Annotated in this window: 18 protein-coding genes and 1 other annotated feature; of the genes, 4 read left to right on the forward strand and 14 right to left on the reverse strand. The window is 44.6% G+C overall.

Annotated features, from left to right (window positions below; translation table 11 throughout):
* Positions 1–155: 155 nt before the first annotated feature.
* Positions 156–689, forward strand: a complete 534-nt coding sequence (locus MKY22_RS11075) for an HD domain-containing protein (RefSeq protein ID WP_035406605.1) — start codon at positions 156–158, stop codon at positions 687–689.
* Between the two features lie 46 nt (positions 690–735).
* Here MKY22_RS11075 and MKY22_RS11080 read toward each other — a convergent pair whose 3' ends face one another.
* The 5 genes from MKY22_RS11080 to MKY22_RS11100 all read right to left on the reverse strand — a co-directional run bounded on the left by MKY22_RS11080 (position 736) and on the right by MKY22_RS11100 (position 6697).
* On the reverse strand, positions 736–1689 hold the full coding sequence (locus MKY22_RS11080; RefSeq protein ID WP_035406602.1) for an ABC transporter ATP-binding protein: 954 nt from the start codon (positions 1687–1689) through the stop codon (positions 736–738).
* Entirely contained in the window at positions 1689–2762 is a 1074-nt protein-coding gene (locus MKY22_RS11085; RefSeq protein WP_035406599.1) for an ABC transporter ATP-binding protein, read from the reverse strand. The genes MKY22_RS11080 and MKY22_RS11085 overlap by 1 nt, the downstream gene beginning before the upstream one ends.
* A gap of 32 nt (positions 2763–2794) precedes the next feature.
* Positions 2795–3826 carry an oligopeptide ABC transporter permease gene (gene opp3C, locus MKY22_RS11090; protein WP_035406596.1) on the reverse strand — a complete coding sequence of 344 codons (1032 nt, stop codon included), beginning with the start codon at positions 3824–3826 and terminating at the stop codon, positions 2795–2797.
* Positions 3826–4752, reverse strand: coding sequence for an oligopeptide ABC transporter permease (opp3b, locus tag MKY22_RS11095; RefSeq protein ID WP_035406592.1), 927 nt, complete (start codon positions 4750–4752; stop codon positions 3826–3828). The genes opp3C and opp3b overlap by 1 nt, the downstream gene beginning before the upstream one ends.
* 331 nt (positions 4753–5083) lie before the next feature.
* Positions 5084–6697, reverse strand: a complete 1614-nt coding sequence (locus MKY22_RS11100; protein ID WP_214853139.1) for a peptide ABC transporter substrate-binding protein — start codon at positions 6695–6697, stop codon at positions 5084–5086.
* Positions 6698–6969: 272 nt separating this feature from the next.
* Here MKY22_RS11100 and MKY22_RS11105 point away from each other — a divergent pair, with 272 nt between their 5' ends.
* From MKY22_RS11105 to MKY22_RS11115, 3 genes are all read left to right on the forward strand, one after another.
* A complete protein-coding gene (locus MKY22_RS11105) occupies positions 6970–7350 on the forward strand; it encodes a DUF3899 domain-containing protein (protein WP_214853136.1) in 381 nt (126 codons plus the stop codon).
* Between the two features lie 56 nt (positions 7351–7406).
* Positions 7407–7612: a binding site (T-box leader), on the forward strand.
* A 51-nt stretch (positions 7613–7663) separates the two neighbouring features.
* Complete coding sequence (trpS, locus tag MKY22_RS11110; RefSeq protein ID WP_056062436.1) at positions 7664–8665, forward strand: tryptophan--tRNA ligase; 1002 nt, start codon at positions 7664–7666, stop codon at positions 8663–8665.
* A gap of 219 nt (positions 8666–8884) precedes the next feature.
* A complete protein-coding gene (locus MKY22_RS11115) occupies positions 8885–10468 on the forward strand; it encodes an IS1182 family transposase (protein WP_341086759.1) in 1584 nt (527 codons plus the stop codon).
* 101 nt (positions 10469–10569) lie between these two features.
* Here MKY22_RS11115 and MKY22_RS11120 read toward each other — a convergent pair whose 3' ends face one another.
* The 9 genes from MKY22_RS11120 to mltG form a co-directional block, all read right to left on the reverse strand.
* Positions 10570–12213, reverse strand: a complete 1644-nt coding sequence (locus tag MKY22_RS11120; protein WP_290754925.1) for a peptide ABC transporter substrate-binding protein — start codon at positions 12211–12213, stop codon at positions 10570–10572.
* Positions 12214–12420: 207 nt separating this feature from the next.
* The gene (locus MKY22_RS11125; RefSeq protein ID WP_341088831.1) at positions 12421–13848 is read right to left on the reverse strand and encodes a peptide ABC transporter substrate-binding protein; all 1428 of its coding nucleotides are present in this window, start codon (positions 13846–13848) and stop codon (positions 12421–12423) included.
* Positions 13849–14074: 226 nt separating this feature from the next.
* The gene (gene fabF, locus MKY22_RS11130; RefSeq protein WP_290778291.1) at positions 14075–15313 is read right to left on the reverse strand and encodes a beta-ketoacyl-ACP synthase II; all 1239 of its coding nucleotides are present in this window, start codon (positions 15311–15313) and stop codon (positions 14075–14077) included.
* 1 nt (position 15314) lies between these two features.
* On the reverse strand, positions 15315–16259 hold the full coding sequence (locus MKY22_RS11135; RefSeq protein ID WP_290778294.1) for a beta-ketoacyl-ACP synthase III: 945 nt from the start codon (positions 16257–16259) through the stop codon (positions 15315–15317).
* Positions 16260–16366: 107 nt separating this feature from the next.
* The gene (gene mtnN, locus MKY22_RS11140; protein ID WP_023468903.1) at positions 16367–17065 is read right to left on the reverse strand and encodes a 5'-methylthioadenosine/S-adenosylhomocysteine nucleosidase; all 699 of its coding nucleotides are present in this window, start codon (positions 17063–17065) and stop codon (positions 16367–16369) included.
* 52 nt (positions 17066–17117) lie between these two features.
* A complete protein-coding gene (greA, locus tag MKY22_RS11145; protein WP_341088833.1) occupies positions 17118–17591 on the reverse strand; it encodes a transcription elongation factor GreA in 474 nt (157 codons plus the stop codon).
* Positions 17592–17647: 56 nt separating this feature from the next.
* Positions 17648–18295 carry a uridine kinase gene (gene udk, locus MKY22_RS11150; RefSeq protein WP_023468905.1) on the reverse strand — a complete coding sequence of 216 codons (648 nt, stop codon included), beginning with the start codon at positions 18293–18295 and terminating at the stop codon, positions 17648–17650.
* 16 nt (positions 18296–18311) lie between these two features.
* Entirely contained in the window at positions 18312–18950 is a 639-nt protein-coding gene (locus tag MKY22_RS11155; RefSeq protein WP_023468906.1) for an O-methyltransferase, read from the reverse strand.
* 71 nt (positions 18951–19021) lie between these two features.
* Entirely contained in the window at positions 19022–20170 is a 1149-nt protein-coding gene (gene mltG / locus MKY22_RS11160; RefSeq protein ID WP_290778298.1) for an endolytic transglycosylase MltG, read from the reverse strand.
* Positions 20171–20194 lie beyond the last annotated feature (24 nt).

Below are 20194 nucleotides of genomic sequence, written 5' to 3' on the forward strand. Positions count from 1 at the left end.
TTAGTAAGTATACCACGTATATCAATAATCTATTCCTACTTTAAGCAATTAAATATGTGAGATTGTCGATTGAGTAATGAAAAACAGTTGCAATTTCTTTCAATTTTCTGTAGAGTGTATAGAAATATCAACGCTGAGGAAGGAGTTTTTCATTCATGTCATTAACACTCGTCACTATTCTCGATCATCCGATCGCTCAAAAATATTTATCCCGTTCTGGCTTGAATCATGCGATTTCAGTAGCTGAACGCGCTCTGACGCTCGCTACGAAGCGAGGTTTAGATGCGGATACAGCTACGAAAGCTGCACTCCTCCATGACATCGGGCATTACGAATGGTATACCGATGGCACTTGGAACTATGATCTCTATCGTCAAAATGATATTCATGCCATTAAAGGGGCTGAACGCGCCCATAAACTTTTGATTCGCCTTGGTGAAGAACCAGCACGCGCCAAAGAAATCGCACTTGCCGTTCTCTTGCATACGGATTCGTATCTTCCACCTGGTGCAATCAATCGGACACCACTTCAACAACTTGTGCACGATGCGGATACGCTAGAAGAACAACCAGGCGGACTACATCACTATGAAAAAATCGATTTTGATGAAGCCATGCGCCGTCTTGATGCGATTGATTCTGTCGTTCATCGCTTCGCGCATCTTCCACGAATTGCATCAGAAAATTAAAAGGCGTTTCCACGATCAACGTGGAAATGCCTTTTGTTTTAAACAATTATACGAGTTGCGCTTGATATGCTTCCAGTTCTGCATCCGTCATCGAAACAAAATGACCTGGTTCGATTTCACGAAGTGGTGGAATGCTTGAATCTTCATCTGATTTACCAACAGGTCCACTCGTCGGACGATCATAAACGATCCGCTTACGCGTACGCTCGTGCTCTGGATCCGGAAGCGGAATCGCAGACAAGAGCGATTTCGTATAAGCATGGACCGGATTCTCATATAAGCGATCCGCACTACATAGTTCAACGAGGTGACCTTGGTACATAACGCCGATACGATCCGAGATATATTTTACCATCGATAAGTCGTGGGCGATGAACAAGTAAGTCAAACTACGGTCACGTTGCAGTTTTTTCATCAAGTTGACGACCTGCGCTTGAATCGATACGTCAAGTGCCGAGATTGGCTCATCCGCGATGATGAAGTCCGGTTCTACAGCAAGCGCACGCGCGATTCCAATCCGTTGACGCTGACCACCTGAGAACTCGTGTGGGTAACGGCTCGCATGTTCTTTCGTCAAACCAACTGTTTCGAGTAAATCGTACACACGGTTATTCCGCTCGTCTTTCGACTTTGCTAGACCATGAATATCAATTCCCTCAGCGATGATATCACCGACTGTCATCCGTGGGTTAAGTGACGCATAAGGGTCTTGGAAAATCATTTGCATAGCACGGTTGAACTTCAGTTTATCTTTACGCGACTTTTTACCATGAACGTTTTCACCTTTGAACATGACTTCGCCGTCTGTCGCCTCATACAATCCGATGATTGAGCGACCAGTCGTTGATTTACCACAACCCGATTCACCTACAAGACCAAGTACTTCGCCTTCATAGATATCGAATGATAAACCATCAACCGCTTTAACGACACGTCCGCGTCCAATGTTGAAGTGTTGCTTCAAGTTTTTTACTTCAAGTAATTTATTACGGTTTTCCATTATTTCAGACCGCCTTTCAGAAGCGATTTCGCGAATACGCTATCTGGGCGGTATTTCAACGCCAGATCCCGAATTGCAAGTGGTGGCTCAACATACGGTGCTTGTGGGTGGAGCAACCATGTCGCCGCTTCGTGAGTATCTGTAATTTTGAAGAAAGGAGGTTCTTTTTCAAAATCAATCTTCATTGCATATTTATTTCGTGGTGCAAACGCGTCACCGACTGGTGGATGAAGTAAGTTAGGTGGTGTTCCTGGAATCGCCGGTAAATCTTGTGAACGGTCATCCGATGGACGTGGCATTGAACCAAGGAGTCCCCAAGTATATGGATGACGTGGCTCGTAGAAAATCTCATCGACTGTACCCTTCTCAATTAATTTACCTGCATACATGACCGCTACACGATCGGCCATGTTCGCTACAACGCCTAAATCGTGCGTAATGAAGATGATCGCTGTACCCGTTTTTTGTTGAATGTCTTTCAATAACTCAAGGATTTGCGCTTGAATCGTAACATCGAGTGCTGTCGTCGGCTCATCGGCAATCAAGACTTTCGGATTACAAGCAAGTGCGATTGCGATGACGATCCGTTGACGCATCCCACCAGACAATTGGTGTGGATATTGTTTCAGACGTGCTTCTGGGTTTGGAATCCCTACAAGCGTCAGTAATTCAAGCGTACGTTTTTTAGCAGCATCACCTGTCAATCCTTGGTGACGTTTTAAACCTTCGGCAATCTGTTTGTAGATCGTCATTGTCGGATTAAGTGATGTCATTGGATCTTGGAAGATCATTGCGATATCACGACCGCGTACTTTTTGCATTTCTTTATCAGAAAGCTTAACCAAATCGCGACCTTCGAATAAGATCTCACCTTTTGTGATTTCACCTGGCGGATTTGGAATCAGACGCATGATGGCTTTTGAAGTAACCGATTTACCAGAACCGGACTCACCAACGATTGCGAGTGTTTCACCTTTTTTTAAATCGAACGATACTCCGCGGACGGCTTGTACCGTCCCGGCGTACGTATGGAAAGCGACGTTCAGGTCGCGGACTGACAAGATTGTTTCCATTTTGGATGAGCTCCTCTCTAATCTAATATTTGTTAGCGACGTAGACGTGGATCGAACGCATCACGTAATCCATCTGCCAACATGTTGAAGCTGATCATGAGGAGTACGAGCACTGTCGATGGAACGACGAGCAAGAAAGGAAACGTCTTAAGTTCTTTGTACCCTTCATTGATCAGTGTACCAAGCGACGGTTGCGGTGGTGCAAGCCCAAGACCGATGAAGCTTAGGAAAGCTTCGAAGAAGATTGCCCCAGGAATCGTGAACATGAGCGAGATGATGATTGTACCCAAGGTATTTGGAATCAAATGCTTGAAGACTAAACGTGCGCTAGAAGCACCAAGTGTACGTGCTGCGAGAACGAATTCTTGGTTCTTTAGTTTCAGGATTTGACCACGAACAAGTCGACTCATCCCGATCCAACCAGTAATCGTCATCGCGAGGATGATCGTCGTGATTCCTGGTTCAAGAATCAAGATGAAGAGGATGATCAAGATTAAGTTCGGTACCCCTGTCAGGATTTCCGCGATCCGTTGCATGATATTATCGACACGACCGCCGTAATAAGCTGAAATACCACCGTATGTGACACCGACGAGAACGTCAATGAGCGCTGCCATCAAACCGATGAAGAGTGAAATTTTCGTCCCTTCCCAGACACGTGACCAAAGATCACGACCAAGGTGGTCCGTACCAAACCAATAATTTTCTTTTACTTGTTTTTGTTTATAAAAATCGATTGGTGTCTCACCAAGTGTTGCCATACCATCAAAGCCAGCCCACTCTAATCCTGTTACTTTAGGTGGAAGTTTAGCTTGAGTGATTGTTTGGGTATAAGCATCTTTACCAGAGATTGCAGGACCCGCTAATGACATGATGGCAATCACGATGATCAAGACAAGAGAAATGATCGCTGCTTTGTTTTTACGCAAGCGCATCCAAGCATCCTGCCAAAAGTTTAAGCTTTTACCGGCAATTCGTTCACCGGCTTGTTCATTGAACTCGACTTGTTGAAATAACGATGAATCGAACTGTTCCGCTTTTGCATTTGAATTTTGTTCAGCCATTATTTACTACCCCCCAAACGAATCCGTGGATCAACGACACCGTATAGCAAGTCGACGATTAAAATCATGAGAATGAAGATTGCCGAGAAGAACAGCGTCGTACCCATGATAACTGTATAGTCATTTTGTGTGATTGACGATACGAACAACTCACCAAGTCCAGGTACAGCAAAGATTTTTTCGATGACAAATGTACCTGTGATCAATGCAGCAGTCATAGGTCCAAGAATCGTAATAGCAGGAATCAATGCATTCCGAACCATGTGTTTCCAAGTGATTGATTGACCATCTAGGCCTTTTGCTTTAGCTAACGTGACGTAATCCTGACCTGTAACCTCAAGCATTTCCGTCCTTACGAATCGGGCAATCGAGGCGGTGACCCCAAGAGACAACGAAATCGTTGGTAGAATCGTATGCGCCGGACTTTCCCAGAACGCTACTGGCAAAGCGCCCCATTTCACGCCGACATAATACTGAAGGAGTGAGGCAAATACGAAAGATGGTACTGAAATCCCGAGAACCGAGATGAACATTGCTCCGTAGTCGACAACTGTGTTGTGACGAAGTGCAGCAACTACACCAAGTACGAGACCTAAGAGTACACCAAGTACGAGTGCTTGAACTCCAAGTTGAGCCGATGGTCCAATTCGTTCAGAAATTAAATCCGTAACTGGACGGCTGTCATATTTGAACGATACACCAAGGTCTCCTTGGAATAAGTTAACCATGTACGCTGCATAGCGTTGTGGTAGTGGATCATTCAAATTGTACTTATCCCGAAGGATATTCAACTGTTCAGGAGAAAGTTTCTCCTGGTTCTGGAATGGTGAACCTGGTAGCAGATCCATCAGGAAGAAAGTGAACGAAGCGATGAGTAAAAACGTCAATACGCCGTAAACCAGGCGTTGAGCTAAATAACGGCCCATAAGATGGCACCCCCTATAAAGATTTTCTGTTTTTTCGAAACATCAATAAAATCAGTATGACCCACAATTGTCGGAACATTCAAGAATTTTGTTATAAAAATTTAAAATTCTTTTTAATTGTGCTTTGATTCGATGTTCGATCAGACGCTTTTTTAATGTCGTCCAATAGTCAGAATTTTTCGTTTGGTTTCATTATACTTTGCTAACAAAGTAATTAGAACCACTTTTTTACGAAAATTTCACATTTCCGCTAAAAATGAGTTTCCGTTCATTCAAAGTAGTATAAAACAGGAGCGCACCCGAACTGACTTAGGGACGCTCCCGTTCTCGATTACTTCACATCAACATATTTGTATTGGAAATCTGCTCCGAACAATTGACGGTTAAAATCTTTAACCGATGGACGGCTCAAGTATGCAGAACCAGCTTGATAGATTGGTGCGATGGCTTGATCTTTTTCAATCAATTGTGCCTCAGCTTGTTTGAACAAATCTAAACGCTTCGTCAAATCTGACTCGTCGTTTGCCGCGTTTAATAATTTATCATACGCAGCTGATTTGTACTTCACGTCATTTTGACTGTTCGTTGATTCGAAGATGGACAGGTTAGACATTGGATCTTGGTAATCCGGACCCCAAAGTGAGTAAGAGATTTGGTAATCTCCTTTTGCTTCAAGATCGAGTTTGTTCTTGAACGGCTGTTGCTTAATTGAGACAGTGACGTTCGGAAGATTCTTCTCGATTTGACCTTTCATGTACTCACCGATTTTCTTCGCATCTTCACTATCGAACGAAAGCAATTCAATCGTCGTTTTCTTATCGCCATTTGCTTTTTTCCAAAGATCTGCTGCTTCTTTCGCGTCACGATCGAACCAGTTGATGTCGCTCGTGTAGTCTTTACCTGATGCATCCTTGACAAAGTCTTTTGGAATGAAGCTTGTTGTTGGAATTGAACCATTCGCAAGAAGCGTATCCGTGATACCTTTTGGATCGATCGCACGAGCGATTGCTTTACGTGCATTGACATCTTTCATCGTTGCATCTTCGTTATTGAACTTCAGATAAGCGATTGAAGAACGAAGCGCTGTCTTGAATTCAGGCTTCGATTTGTAAGCTTCAACTTGCTCTGAGGTCAGACCTGCGTAATCAATTTCATTTGAATCATACAAGTTTGCGACTGTTGACGTATCTTTAACGACACTGATCGTGACTTCGTCGAGTTTGACAGCATCTTTATCCCAGTAGTTGTCGTTTTTCTTCAGGACACGTTTTGAATCCGTTTTCCAAGATTCCCAAACGAAAGGCCCGTTATAAAGCAATTTATCTGGTTTGAGCGAGAAGTCTTTTTCGTTTTTCTTGTAGAAGTCTTCACTGATCGGTGTATACGTACCGAACGATGTCAGTGAGAGGAAATACGGAGCTGGACGCTCGAGTTTTACTTCTAACGTTTTATCATCGATTGCTTTAACACCGAGTTCATCAACAGGCTTTTTACCTTGTGTAACATCAGCGCCGTTTTTTAACGTGTCAAAGATGTATGAGTAACTAGAACCTGTTTTTGGATCAGCAGCACGTTTCCACGCGAATTCAAAATCTTGTGCTTTGACGGGTGAACCGTCTGACCATTTCGAATCACGAAGCGTGAACGTATACGTCAAATTGTCGCTTGAGATATCCGTTTTTTCTGCAAGTGCTGGAATCGCTTTTCCGTCCTTGTCTAAACGATAAAGACCTTCCATCGTGTTTCCGATCATGTTGAAAGCGACGGAATCCGTAGCTTTCGCTGGGTCCACTGTCGTAATATCCGAAGTGTCCGTTAAACGTAGATTTTTCTTGCCGTCTGTCGAACCTGAATCTTTGTCTCCGCCACCTGTCGAACATCCAGCAAGCACAGCGCTTCCTGCAAGCATGACTGATAAAGCGAGACCGACTGTTTTTTTCTTCATCGGTAAGTCATCTCCTTTTCAATTTCCAAGTTGCCATAATGCCTATGACATCAATAACGTCCCGTCGAAACTGCAATGTATTCCCCAAAATGCATTGACCTAGTTTCAAAAACTTAAACGAAGTGATAAATTGATTTTATGTGAGAATAGCATTAACGTCAAGTGAATAGTCACACTATTTGCTATTTTGCATCATTCGTTTGTTACCGATTCGTAACAGCGTTAAAAGTTTCGTATACTAAGAATATCTATGTACGTAAAGGGGGATTTTCATGCGATCGACGTATTTCCGACCGGTCATCGTTGCGGTCATTCTTGTTCTGCTTTACACGATTTGGGCAACTATGACGGATTCGACTCACAGCATCTTGTATCATCTGTCTGGTGGTTTATTCATAGCAGGATTCTTGTTAGTTGCAGTAGGATTCTTCTCGAATATGTCTGCTAACGGCTTCTTCCGCGGCATGACAGCTGGATTCAAAAAGCAGCGGGAAGCAAAGTTGCGAGAGATTGATGGAGATTATTACGAAGATGAAGACGAGGAGGAAGAAGTGCTTCGCAAAAAGCAACGCCGTGCTTCAGCACGGACGAAACCCTACGTCTCAAGCGGTGTCATCTTCATCGTCGTCTCGCTGATCATCTCCTATTTTTAAACGAAATCAACGTGACGCTCTATCTCAGGTATGGTAAACTCAAACTAATCAAACAAGAAAACACGACGACAAAGAGTAGTAACTTAGGTACATCCCTTTCAGAGAGTCCATGGTGCTGGAAATGGACAGGTGATGCCTACGTGAATGGACTTTCGAGTGGCTGATTCGAATCAAGTAGAGTCAGATGGGTTTGCCCATTACAGCAAATGAAGCGGCTATGTAAATAGCAACTTGGGTGGCAACGCGATGAATCGTCCCTTGATTTTCAAGGGGCGTTTTTTATTTTGATTTTATTATTTGGAGGGATTTCATTATGAAAACGATTTTCTCAGGTATCAAACCAACAGGAACAGTGACGCTCGGAAATTACTTAGGTGCGATGAAACACTTCGTGAACTTACAGGACGGTCATGATGCGTATTATTGTGTCGTCGACTTGCACTCGATCACGGTCGATATCGATCGTGTCGAACTGATGAACAATACACGCGCCCTTGCTGCACTTTATATCGCAAGTGGTCTGAACCCAGAAAAATCAACGATCTTCGTTCAATCAGAAGTCAAAGCCCATGCGCAACTCGGCTGGATGTTGACGTGTCTCTCCGGGATGGGTGAGCTCGAGCGTATGACACAGTATAAAGATAAATCACAAGGAAAAGAGCGGATTGGAGCAGGGTTGTTCGTCTACCCAACACTCATGGCAGCTGATATCCTTCTCTACGACGCGGAACTCGTTCCGGTCGGTGACGATCAAAAACAACACATTGAGTTAACGCGCGATTTAGCCCAACGATTTAATAGCCGCTATTATGAGACGTTCACATTACCAGAACCGATCATTGCTGAATCAGGTGCACGGATCATGAGTTTGACGACGCCAGATAAAAAGATGTCAAAATCTGATCAAAATCCGAAAGGCTTCATCTCGATGCTTGACGCACCAGATGTCATTCGTAAAAAAGTGAAATCAGCTGTCACAGACTCAGAAGGCATCGTAAAATTCGATCGTGAAAACAAACCAGGTGTGTCGAATTTACTTGAGATCTATTCCCTACTCGCTGGTATCTCGATTCCAGCTCTTGAAGCAAAATACGAGGGCTCGAATTATGGAACATTCAAAGCAGATGTCGCAGAAGCGATCATTGCGGAACTCGAACCGATTCAACAGCGCTATTATGAATTGATTGATTCTGAAGAACTCGATCAAATTCTTGACGCTGGACGTGATCGCGCAGAAGCAGTCGCTGCCAAAAAACTCGCGAAAATCGAAAAGGCAATGGGCTTACAGCGGAAGCGTGCCAAAGTAAAAAAATAAGATTTTCTCCAAAAGAGATCGGAATGCTCCGGTCTTTTTTGATATTTCCAAACAAAAAGAGGCTGGGACATAACTCAGTTTCACAAACGAAAGGCCCTCGAAACGTGTAGTCGTTTCGAGGGCCTTGTTCTATGATGAAAAACCGGTTCTGAATAAACAAATAAGGACAACCTCTGATAAAGTTAAAGTGACTAAACCATAACCATCGGAGGTGCCCTTATGTTTAAAGATTATAACATGAACCAGCTGGTTCTGCCCTTAGATTTAGAAGTTCGTCTTCAAGAAAATGATATCGCGTTCGCTGTCCATCATCTCGTCGAATCCATTCCGGATGATGTTTTCGATCCTTTCATGCGGACGACGGGATGCCCTGCTTATCACCCGCGGATGATGATGAAAATTATTTTATGTGCCTACACACAGTCGGTCTTCTCCGGTCGGAAGATTGAGGGATTACTATCCGATAGTCTGCGGATGATGTGGCTAGCGCAAGGGAATGCGCCGAGCTATCGTACCATCAACCGTTTTCGAGTGCATCCCGCAGTCACTCCAATCTTGAAGCAAGCCTTCGTTACCTTCCGTTGCCATCTCGTCGAGATGGGAGAAATCAATGAAGAAGCCATCTTTATCGATGGTACAAAGCTAGAGGCGAATGCGAACCGATACACCTTTGTTTGGCGGAAATCGATCGAACGTCATAGTTCGTCTCTCGTGGACAAATCGAATCGTATCTATGACAACCTCGTCGAACAAGACATCCTACCGGAAATTGAACGAGAAAGCCCGGACGAGCTCACTCTCTCAGAACTCGAACACATGGGTGAAGCTTTAGACGCACATATCGCTTCCATCAACCAAAAAATCGAGGCGAGTTCGGATACTCAAGAAAGAAAACGTCTACGTTCTGAACGGAAGGAACCACGTCTCCTTCGAAAGGAGATTACAGATTTCATCGAGCGGAAACAGAGATACGCCCTCCAAAAGAGGACGCTCGCTGGACGGAACAGCTATTCGAAAACAGACACAGACGCGACGTTCATGCGAATGAAGGAAGATCATATGCAAAATGGACAACTCAAGCCAGGCTATAACGTTCAAATCGCGACCGAAGGACAGTACACACTCGCTTATGATATTTATCCGAATCCGACGGATGCCCGGACGTTACTCCCCTTTTTAGATGAGATCAGCTCATATTTACCACTACCACCGCATATCGTTGCGGATGCCGGCTATGGGAGTCAGGAGAATTATCAGGATATTCTGATGCGCCGAGGGCGCATTCCACTCATCCCTTATACGATGTTCGAAAAAGAAAAGTCTCGAAAATGGCGCAATGATCCATTTAACACAGTAAACTGGTCTTATGATGAAAGGTCGGATCGTTTTGTGTGCCCTAATGGACAGGACGTAACATTCCGTTACATGTCCAAGAGAACAGATCGGTACGGATTCACGCGTGATTTCAAGGTGTATGAAAGCGAAGGGTGTGATGGCTGCCCGTTTCGCTCCCGTTGTACCAAGGCCAAAGAGGGTCGTCACCGACAGGTACACATAAACACTTCATGGGAAGAACAAAAAGAACAGATGAAAAAATGGCTTTCAGATCAAAAAACAGGATCCCTCTATGCGAAACGGAAGATAGACGTGGAACCAGTTTTTGGATATCTGAAGGCTAATTTGAGTTTCACTCGCTTTTCTGTGAGAGGAAAAGCGAAGGTGAAGCGTGAGCTCGGCTTCATCCTCATGGCCGTAAATTTAAGAAAATGGCTCATCCAAAGCGTTGCCCGAAGGGCAACTTGACGCGAGACAATGAAAAAAGAAGGAATTGCACATCCTGAGTGATGGCAATTCCTTCTTCTCGTTAAATTCAGCTAGTTATGTCCCAGCCTCTTTTATTTTGCTTATTTTCCTTCGATTGAAGCCCATTTGTAAGAGAAGTCTGCGCCGAAGTTATGCTCGACGACTCCTTTGACGTATGGTTTAACGAGGAATGCACGTCCACGCTGATAAACAGGTGAGATTGCTGCTGAATCAAGAAGGATTTTCTCAGCTTCTTGTAGTTCAGACCAACGTTTTGTTGCATCTGTTTGAGTTTGTGCATCTTTGATGAGTTTATCGTACTCTTTGTCCGACCATTTACCACGGTTGTATGGTCCGCCCGTGACGAAGAGATCGAGGAACGTCATTGGATCTTGGTAGTCAGGACCCCAGCCAGCGAATGAGAACTCGAAATCACCTTTGTTTTCAAGATCAAGTTTGTTTTTGAATGGTTGTTGTTTGATCGTAACCTTCATACCTGGAAGGTTTTTCTCAAGTTCCCCTTTCAAGAACTCACCGATTTTCTTAGCATCGTCGCTATCGTAGTTCAAGAGCTCAAGATCAACCGATTTTTGACCGATTTCTTTGAGACCCTCTTCCCAGAGTTTTTTCGCTTCATCGGCATTGTATTCGTTGAATGCCGGATACTTGTCGCGGAAATCTTTTCCGTCAGCATCTTTTGCGAAATCTTTTGGTACGAGGTAGTTTGCTGGAAGTGATCCGTTTGCAAGGATGACATCCGTGATTCCTTTTTTGTTGTAACCCATATCGATGGCGCGACGGATTTTTTCATTATCAAGCGCTTTTACCTTTGTGTTGAGGTTAAGGTAGAAGATCGTTGATTCACCTTTTGTTTTAAATTCTTTATTGTCTTTGTACTGAGCAACGAACTCAGAAGTTAGACCTGTACGGTCGATGTCACCTTTTTCGTAAAGGTTAACACCTGTCGCTGTCTCTTTAACGACCTTAACGTTGATCGTTTTAAGTTTGACGGCATCTTTATCCCAGTAGTTATCGTTTTTAACCATTTTCCAGCCTTGTTCACGTGTCCATTCTGTTAACTTGAATGGTCCGTTGTAGAGCGCCTTGTCTGCAGTCGAACCGAAGTCTTTCCCGATTTTCTTCGAGAGTTCTTCTGATTTCGGCATGAATGGTCCGAATCCAGTGAGTCCGAGGAAGTAATCTGCAGGTGCTTTTAACTTAACTTCGAGCGTTTTGTCATCGACTGCTTTAACACCGACAGCATCACGATCGCCTTTTTTCGTATTGTACTCTTCTGCACCTTCGATATTGTAGAAGACGTATGCATACTGTGAAGCGTTTTCAGGATTTAGAACTTCTTTCCATGCATATTCGAAATCTTTTGCCGTAAGTGGTGTACCATCAGACCATTTTGCATCACGTAATTTGAACGTGTATGTTAATTTGTCATCTGAGACTGTATGACTCTCAGCGATACCTGGTGTTGGCTGCTGCTTGTCATCAAGACGGTAAAGACCTTCCATCGTGTTGTTCAACACGTTGAATGAAACTGCATCTGTAGAAGTCGTCGGGTTAAGTGTCGGGATATCCGAACCTTCGATCAAGTTAAGTGTTTGATCACTAGATTTTTTGTCTGAACCAGTGTCGCCCGATTTGTCGCCTGAATCCGTTGTCGAACAAGCTGCGAGGAACGCACTTGATACGAGTGCTACCGATGTAGCTAAAGCAAAGCTTTTCTTCTTCATGTTACGATGACCCCCCTAGGTTTCTAAAAAAATGATACTGTCAGGTTTTTGACCGAAAAAAAAAGAATTACTATATTCGAATCAAACCCTTCGTTACAAATAGTTTACAATGTTCTGATAATTTTGCAAACCTTTTATCCGATTTTTCTAAATATTTTTTCAAAAAAAAGACTGGGACCTTAAGAAATAATGGTCCCAGTTAAGTGATTATTTTAAAATTTTCATCGAGCGGAGTAGGTATTCCGGTCCATAAATCGGTACTTCAATTCCTTGAATCGTATCAGAAACATATAATTTCTCAGTCGTCTGATACAAAGGAACGACGACAGCATCCTGATGGATTAACCGTTTTTCGGCTTGATGATAGAGTGCTTGTTTTCGTTTTATCTCTTTTTCTTTTCGTGCTTTTTCAACTGTCTGGTCGTATACCTTGGATTGATAATTCACCGAATTTAAAGGATTGTCTGAGACGAATTGATTTAAATAGGCTAGCGGTCCTGGATAATCTGGCATCCATCCAGTCAAAGTCATCGCATACTGAGCTAACTGTTCTTTATCAATCTTCTCTTCAATCGCAACTGGTTTAAGAACGATATCAATCTCAGGTATTTGTTTCTCAAGATAGGTTTCGAGTTGTTCCCCAATCCGTTTTGCTTGTGGATCATCAAAATTAAGCATCTCAATTTGTTGTTTACTGTGTTCTTGTGATTTTTCAGGTTTCTCTTGAACGGATTTTGACATCAATACGTTCGTATCAGTGACGACGAATCGATTCGTCGGAATACCTGCATACCCTAAAGGAAGTTGAACCGATTCTTTTTCCATCAAGGCGTAAGCAATTCGTTTTCGGAGTGTCGTATCGCGGAACGTGTCATTTTTTTGATTAAAGGCGATATAAAAGACACCACTCCGCTTTTTTTGATAGGTCGGTCGTGAAACCTGATCACCTTGTGTTTCGACACTTTCTTGTAATGGAAGGATAGCCGCCTTGTTTTTCTTATACGAACTCCATTGCGTCTGATGATCGGGAATGATACGGCTTTCTATTTTCGCTACTGTAACAACGTTTTTCTGATGATACTGATCATTTTTCTTAAGCGTATATCCGCTTTTCGACATTTTTTCTAGTGTAAATGCACCATTTCCAACAAGTTCTTCCCACTTCTTTGATTCCGGTTGTGGATAGAAGACGGACATCGCAAGTAATTCCTTTAGATTCGAAACCGGCTGATTCAACGTGATGATAAGTTGATTGCGTCCTTTCGCCTTTACACCTAAACACTCTGGCTTCATTTTTCCGTCATTGACGGCACGTCCATTTTCAAACACTTCAAATAAAAAACCATAAGGAGAATTCGTTTTATTAGCTGCGACACGTCGGAAACTATCGACAAAGTCTTGTGCCGTGATCGGCTGACCCTGCGCATTTTTCGTTTGTTTGAGTTGAATCGTATACGTCAGACGATCCTTTGAGACTGACATATCCTGTGCTAATCCTCGACGGACGGATGTCCCAGAAGTAAAGACATATAATCCTTCATACAGTTGTGCTAACAGTGTCTGAGAACGACTATCTGTCGCTAACGCAATATCGGATGTCTTCGGGAGTGATGATTCAATTAATTCAACCTTCACTGCTTGGGTCTCCTGATCTGTTTTGGTCTTTTGAGATGATGATAGACGATATATGAGCGTACCACTGAGACCAATCAATAAAAATAAGATCAATATCAGGATTGATGTTTTTCTTGTGATGTTAGTCATAAACGACTCCTTTCTGCGTCAAACACGCATTTCTCTATTGAATCAGAATTTCATCAAAAAAGCGACCCCCTTGATGTTTCAAGGGAGTCGCTTGAGCTTAAGCTTCATACCGTTTGAAGACGAGTGATGCGTTGTGTCCACCGAACCCAAGCGAGTTGCTGAGCGCATAAGTCATTTCGACGTGACGTGAACCTTCTGTCACATAATCGAGATCACAGCCTTCGCTCGGCTGTTTGAGATGAATCGTCGGGTGAACTGTTTGTTCTTGTAATGATTTAATCGTCGCAATTGCCTCGACGCCACCTGCTCCACCAAGTAAGTGACCGATCATCGATTTCGTCGAGTTGACGACGAGTTGTTTCGCTTGTTCACCGAAGACACTGTGGATCGCTTTTGTTTCAAGGATGTCGTTCATTGGTGTACTCGTTCCATGAGCATTGATGTATCCGACTGCCTCCGGAGTGATGCCCGCATCTTGAATCGCCATCGCCATCGCGCGTGCTCCACCGTCTCCGTCTGGATCCGGAGCTGTGATGTGGTACGCATCAGCTGTTAATCCATACCCACTGACCTCAGCATAGATTTTCGCACCACGAGCTACTGCATGCTCATATTCTTCAAGAATTAAGATTCCTGCTCCTTCTCCCATGACGAATCCGTCACGTCCTTCGTCAAATGGACGGCTTGCCGTCTCAGGATCGTGGTTCGTTGACATCGCTTTGTTGGCACAAAAACCAGCAAATGCTAAGTTCGTGATCGGCGCTTCCGCACCACCAGCGATCATGACATCTGCATCGCCCCGTTCGATGACACGAAGTGCTTCCCCGATGGCATTCGTTCCTGAAGCACATGCTGTGACAGAACAGTTATTCGGTCCCTTGGCTCCGGTATAGATTGATACCTGACCGCTTGCCATGTTCGGAATCATCATCGGAATGAAGAACGGGCTGACACGACGGTGTCCACGTTCAAAGTAGATTTTCGCTTGTTTCTCGATTGTCTCCACGCCACCGATTCCTGATCCAATCCAGACACCTGCACGTTCAGCAATCGACTTGATATCAATTCCAGCATCTTTTACAGCTTCCATGCTTGCGACAAGTGAGTAATGAACGAAGCGGTCCATCTTGCGTGCTTCTTTCGCCTCGATGAATTCTGTCACGTCGAAGTTTTGCAATTCGCCAGTGACCTTTGTTGGATATTCATCGATATCGAGACGCTCCATCGGTCGAATCCCGTTCGTTCCTTCTTTTAATGATTCCCAGAATGTATTGGCATCGTTCCCGATTGGTGTCAGTGCTCCGATTCCTGTGACTACAACGCGTTTTCTTATCATCTTATGTGTTCTCTCCTTTAGTCCAAGTAATGTATGCTGCTCCCCAAGTCAATCCGGCACCGAAGCCAGCAAGTACAAGTTTCGTACCTGGTGTCAGACGACCTTGCTTACGTGCTTCTTCGAGTGCGAGTGGGATCGAAGCAGCAGATGTATTCGCATGCTCATCGATCGTAACGATGACTTTTTCTTGCGGAATATGCAGTCGTTCGCACGCTGCATCGATGATGCGTAGGTTCGCCTGATGCGGAATCAAGATATCGACATCTTCAAGCGTGCTGTCTGCTTTTTGAATGACCTTCTCAACGATTTCCGGTAATTTACGAACGGCGAACTTAAAGACTTCGCGACCGTTCATCTCGATTGGTCCATCGATATCCTTAAACAACAGATGGGCTCCACGTCCGTCTGTTCCGAGTTCAAAAGCATTTAATCCCTCTTGCTCAGTTTGTCCGATGACGACTGCCCCTGCACCATCCCCGAATAAAATCGCTGTCGACCGGTCTGACCAGTCAACGATACTCGACATTTTTTCAGCACCGATGACAAGTGCATGTTTCCCTTCGACTGTTGATAACATGCTTGCAGCTGTTTGTAATGCGAAGATGAATCCACTACAGGCCGCACTGATATCAAAAGCGGTCGCCCCTCGTGCTCCAAGACGCTCTTGAACGATACAGGCTGTAGAAGGGAACGCACGTCCTGTTGCCGTTCCGACAACGATCAAGCCGATGTCCTCTACTGTCAATCCAGCATCATCGAGTGCCTTCTGAGCCGCTTCTGTCGCTAAGTCTGTTACATCCACATCATCGGCTGCAATTCGTCGTGCCCCGATTCCTGTCCGTGTCCGAATCCATTCATCGCTCGTATCGAGCGTCGTTGCTAATTCATCGTTCGTCACGCGGCGTGACGGCAAAGACGTTCCTAATCCTACAATCCCGATCTTCATAAGGCATCCCCTTTTGTTATTAGTATCTGGTACTAATATAAAGCGTTAATATGCTTTTGTCAAAGAAAAAAGGAAGAGCATGGTCTCCCTTGCCCTTCCCCCATACCTCATTCTGCTAACGTCCGTACGACTTCCATGACCATTTTAGCGGAATTGATTGACGCAATCTCGAGGAATTCATCAAACGAGAGTGACGCTTCTTCATTGGCGCTATCTGAAATCGAACGCGTTACGACGAACGGAACACCGAACTGATGACAGACTTGTGCGATTGGTGCTGCTTCCATCTCGACGGCTGCGACTTCTGGGAAGTGCGCCTTGATTTGAGCAGAGCGCTCTGAATCGTGGATGAATGAATCGCCTGTCGCAATTAATCCATGAACGACGCGAATCGCATCCATCCGCTCGATGACGGCTTCTGCCGTTGCAACAAGCTTCGGATCTGCTTGATAGGCAGCTGGCATTCCAGGTACCTGACCATATTCGTATCCAAATGCCGTCACGTCGACGTCGTGGTGACGTACTTCTGTTGAGACGACGACATCCCCGACCGTTAAGCCTTCCTTGAATCCACCTGCTGAGCCCGTATTGATGACAGCACTTGGTTTGTAGTGGTCTAGCAATAATGTAGTCCCGATCGCAGCGTTCACTTTCCCGATTCCTGACTTCAAGATGACGACAGGAACGCTATTTAAAAGCCCTTCATAAAAATGATAGTTTGCGATGACTGTATCTTTACGTTCTGATAACTCATTACGCAATAAGTTGACTTCCTCTTCCATTGCGCCGATGATTGCGATTGGCATAATTCATTCCTCCATCAAACAGAAAGCCGGATTGCTCCGGCTCCTGTGTTCTTTATTTGATCGATGTAATTTTTACTGCGTATTCGCCGCCTGGTGCTGGTACAGAGACTTGATCTCCGACTTGGTGCCCCATTAAACTTTTCGCGATTGGTGATTCGTTCGAGATTTTACCCGTGAACGGATCTGCTTCGGCACTACCGACGATCGTATACGTATCTTCTTCGTTATCTTCGACACTTAAGAAAGTTACCGTCGTTCCGATACCGACGACCGAGATATCCTTCTCTTCTTCTGAGATGATGGCAACATTACGAAGCATCTCTTCAAGTTGAGCGATCCGGCCTTCGACCATCGCTTGCTCTTCTTTTGCTGAATCGTACTCAGCGTTCTCTGAAAGGTCACCGAACGAACGGACGATCTTGATGTTCTCGACGACTTCTTTCCGGCGGACTGACTTCAATTCATTCAATTCATTTTCAATGTTCGCTTTACCTTCAAGCGTCATGTAGTATTGCTTTTCTGCCATTTTTGTCACGCTCCTTTTTATTCCACTAGTATAGTATATTCACATCTTTTTTGGAATCAATATCCTCTTTGATCGAGTGCTGAACGATAATCAAGAATCGCTCGAATCTTCGTCACGAGTAAATCGATCGCGACATGATTCTCGCCGCCTTCCGGTACGATGATATCCGCATACCGTTTTGTTGGTTCACAGAACTGCAGATGCATCGGACGAACGACGTTCGTGTACTGCTCAACGACTGAGTCGATCGAACGTCCACGTTCGTTGATATCACGTTGCATCCGACGCAGAATGCGAACGTCCGCATCCGTATCGACGAACACCTTGATATCCATTAGTTCCCGTAACCGTTCGTCTTCAAGCGCTAAAATTCCTTCTACGATGATGACATCGCGTGGTTCGAGACGAATCGTTTCTTGTGCCCGCGTGTGGGCGACATAGTCATATACCGGTTTTTCAACGGCAATGTTTTCACGGAGCGACTGAATGTGCTCGATCAACAGACCATTATCAAAAGCGAACGGGTGATCATAGTTTGTCTGATACCGCTCCTCCATTGATAAATCACTTTGATCTTTATAATACGCGTCCTGCTCAATCATGACGATTGATTCACTTGGGAACGCATCGACGAGTGAACGTGCCACCGTCGTCTTCCCTGAACCCGTTCCGCCCGCTACGCCAATTACTACCGGTTTTTGCATGTCATTCGTTCCTCCATCATTTCGACTTTTTCCGACTGACGGATACACCGTCACCGAGCGGAAAAATCGTCGTATCGTATTGTTCTTGTTCCATCATCCAGACCGTGAATTCCTTGACGAGACGCACGAGTCGACGTCTTCTTCGATCGAATGTCTTCGGATCAGACTCGAGAACATCTCCGTGTAAGAAGAGATTATCCGTATAGAGTACACCGCCCTCAGGAATGAGTCGCCCATATCCTGCAAAGAATTTTTTATACTGTCCTTTAGCTGCATCAATGAAGACCGCATCGAACTGGTCTTCAAGCGTTTCGGCTAATTCTACTGCATCACCAAAAATGATGTCAATCCGGTCCGCCACATCTGACCGGGCGATGAAGGTTTTTGCTTCTTCATACCGCTTTGCATTCCGTTCAATCGTCGTAATGCGCGCATCCGGTAGCGCACGGGCCATCCGAATCGCACTATATCCGATTGCGGTTCCGACTTCTAGAATGCGCTTCGGTTGTTGTAATCGCAAGAGCGATAACAAGACTTCGGAACCTGTCAGTTCGATGATTGGTATATGATGTTCTTCCGCATAACGCTCCATTTCTTCTAACAGAGCATCTCGAGGATGAATCATTGATTCGACATAGGTCGTGAAATCATTCACGCCATTCACTCCCTCTTCCGCATAAACAGGTTGACTTGAAGCGAACTTCCCGCTTCAACCCAACCCGTTGCTCATTGCTCTTTACTCGCTTCGTATTCCACCCATTCCGGCTTATACTTAACGACGTTTCGTTGATGTTCTTCATATGTCTCTTCGTATAGAATCTGTCCTCGTGGATGTTTATCACTTGGTGGACGTGCGAAGAAATAGACATATTTCGTTTTATTCGGATTTAATACGGCAAGTACCGAATCTTTGCTGACCGTTGAAATCGGACCGATCGGAATCCCTTCGTACTTGTACGTATTGTACTTCGAGTTATTCTCAAGATCCTTCAGCGTCGTTAAAGCCGTATTTTCGCCTGTACCATACCAAACTGTTGGATCCGACTGTAACTTCATGCCGTCATCCAATCGATTTTTGAAGACACCAGCGATTTCACGACGATCATCTGGTGTCGCCGCTTCGCGCTCGACCATGGAACCGAGACTGAGCACTTCATGGAAGGTCATGCCTGACTTTTGAATGGCATCCGCATTCTCATCGTAGACTTTTTCTGTTTCATCGAGCATCGTCTCGACGATTTGATCAATGCTTTTTCCTTTATCAAACTCATACGTTGCTGGGAAGAGGTACCCTTCAAGTGCATACAGGACACCATCTTTTTTCACTTCATCCGTCAACATCGGATATTTTTCAATCATGCTGTCGATGAATGTCGCATCCGTCAATTCTTTACGGACCGTCTCTTCCTTGAAGTTCGTTGCTTTCGCGATCAAAGCGATTTGACGATCCATCGTGATGCCTTCAGGTAACGTGATTTTCACATCCGCTGCCTTCATGACCGTTCCCGTCTTTAATTCATTGATGATTTCATCCGGGGACATGGCTTGTGACAGTGTATACGTACCCGCCTGGAATGACGATTCATTCTTATAACGGACGTAATAACGGAAAATCGTCTCGTTCGCAATCAAGTCTTTTTCCTTTAGTAAGGAAGCAATCGTACTCGTCCCTGCTCCTAAAGGAACTTCGACTTTGACGGATTTCGTCGCTGCTTCATCGACTGGTTCAAGCGCATTTTTCAAAAAGACATAGACGACCGCACTGGCAACTAGAAAAATCGTCAACAATACAGAAAGGATGATTAGCGTAATCCGCCGTGATGTCCGGCGTCGCCTTTTTTCGATTTCGGCATTTTGCTTCCATTCGTTCTCCATCGGTTCCTCCTTCTTCTCTTAAAA

It is taken from the genome of Exiguobacterium sp. FSL W8-0210 (assembly GCF_038006045.1).
Lineage (GTDB): Bacteria > Bacillota > Bacilli > Exiguobacteriales > Exiguobacteriaceae > Exiguobacterium_A.

What these genes read in the sequence shown, in the direction of transcription:
- trpS (WP_056062436.1), top strand. Translation starts at nt 7,664, where the DNA reads ATGAAAACGATTTTCTCAGGTATCAAACCAACAGGAACAGTGACGCTC.
- MKY22_RS11080 (WP_035406602.1), bottom strand. Translation starts at nt 1,689, where the DNA reads ATGGAAAACCGTAATAAATTACTTGAAGTAAAAAACTTGAAGCAACAC.
- udk (WP_023468905.1), bottom strand. Translation starts at nt 18,295, where the DNA reads ATGCAAAAACCGGTAGTAATTGGCGTAGCGGGCGGAACGGGTTCAGGG.
- opp3b (WP_035406592.1), bottom strand. Translation starts at nt 4,752, where the DNA reads ATGGGCCGTTATTTAGCTCAACGCCTGGTTTACGGCGTATTGACGTTT.
- MKY22_RS11120 (WP_290754925.1), bottom strand. Translation starts at nt 12,213, where the DNA reads ATGAAGAAGAAAAGCTTTGCTTTAGCTACATCGGTAGCACTCGTATCA.
- MKY22_RS11115 (WP_341086759.1), top strand. Translation starts at nt 8,885, where the DNA reads ATGTTTAAAGATTATAACATGAACCAGCTGGTTCTGCCCTTAGATTTA.
- opp3C (WP_035406596.1), bottom strand. Translation starts at nt 3,826, where the DNA reads ATGGCTGAACAAAATTCAAATGCAAAAGCGGAACAGTTCGATTCATCG.
- mltG (WP_290778298.1), bottom strand. Translation starts at nt 20,170, where the DNA reads ATGGAGAACGAATGGAAGCAAAATGCCGAAATCGAAAAAAGGCGACGC.
- MKY22_RS11105 (WP_214853136.1), top strand. Translation starts at nt 6,970, where the DNA reads ATGCGATCGACGTATTTCCGACCGGTCATCGTTGCGGTCATTCTTGTT.
- MKY22_RS11085 (WP_035406599.1), bottom strand. Translation starts at nt 2,762, where the DNA reads ATGGAAACAATCTTGTCAGTCCGCGACCTGAACGTCGCTTTCCATACG.
- MKY22_RS11075 (WP_035406605.1), top strand. Translation starts at nt 156, where the DNA reads ATGTCATTAACACTCGTCACTATTCTCGATCATCCGATCGCTCAAAAA.
- greA (WP_341088833.1), bottom strand. Translation starts at nt 17,591, where the DNA reads ATGGCAGAAAAGCAATACTACATGACGCTTGAAGGTAAAGCGAACATT.
- MKY22_RS11135 (WP_290778294.1), bottom strand. Translation starts at nt 16,259, where the DNA reads ATGAAGATCGGGATTGTAGGATTAGGAACGTCTTTGCCGTCACGCCGC.
- MKY22_RS11100 (WP_214853139.1), bottom strand. Translation starts at nt 6,697, where the DNA reads ATGAAGAAAAAAACAGTCGGTCTCGCTTTATCAGTCATGCTTGCAGGA.
- mtnN (WP_023468903.1), bottom strand. Translation starts at nt 17,065, where the DNA reads ATGCCAATCGCAATCATCGGCGCAATGGAAGAGGAAGTCAACTTATTG.
- fabF (WP_290778291.1), bottom strand. Translation starts at nt 15,313, where the DNA reads ATGATAAGAAAACGCGTTGTAGTCACAGGAATCGGAGCACTGACACCA.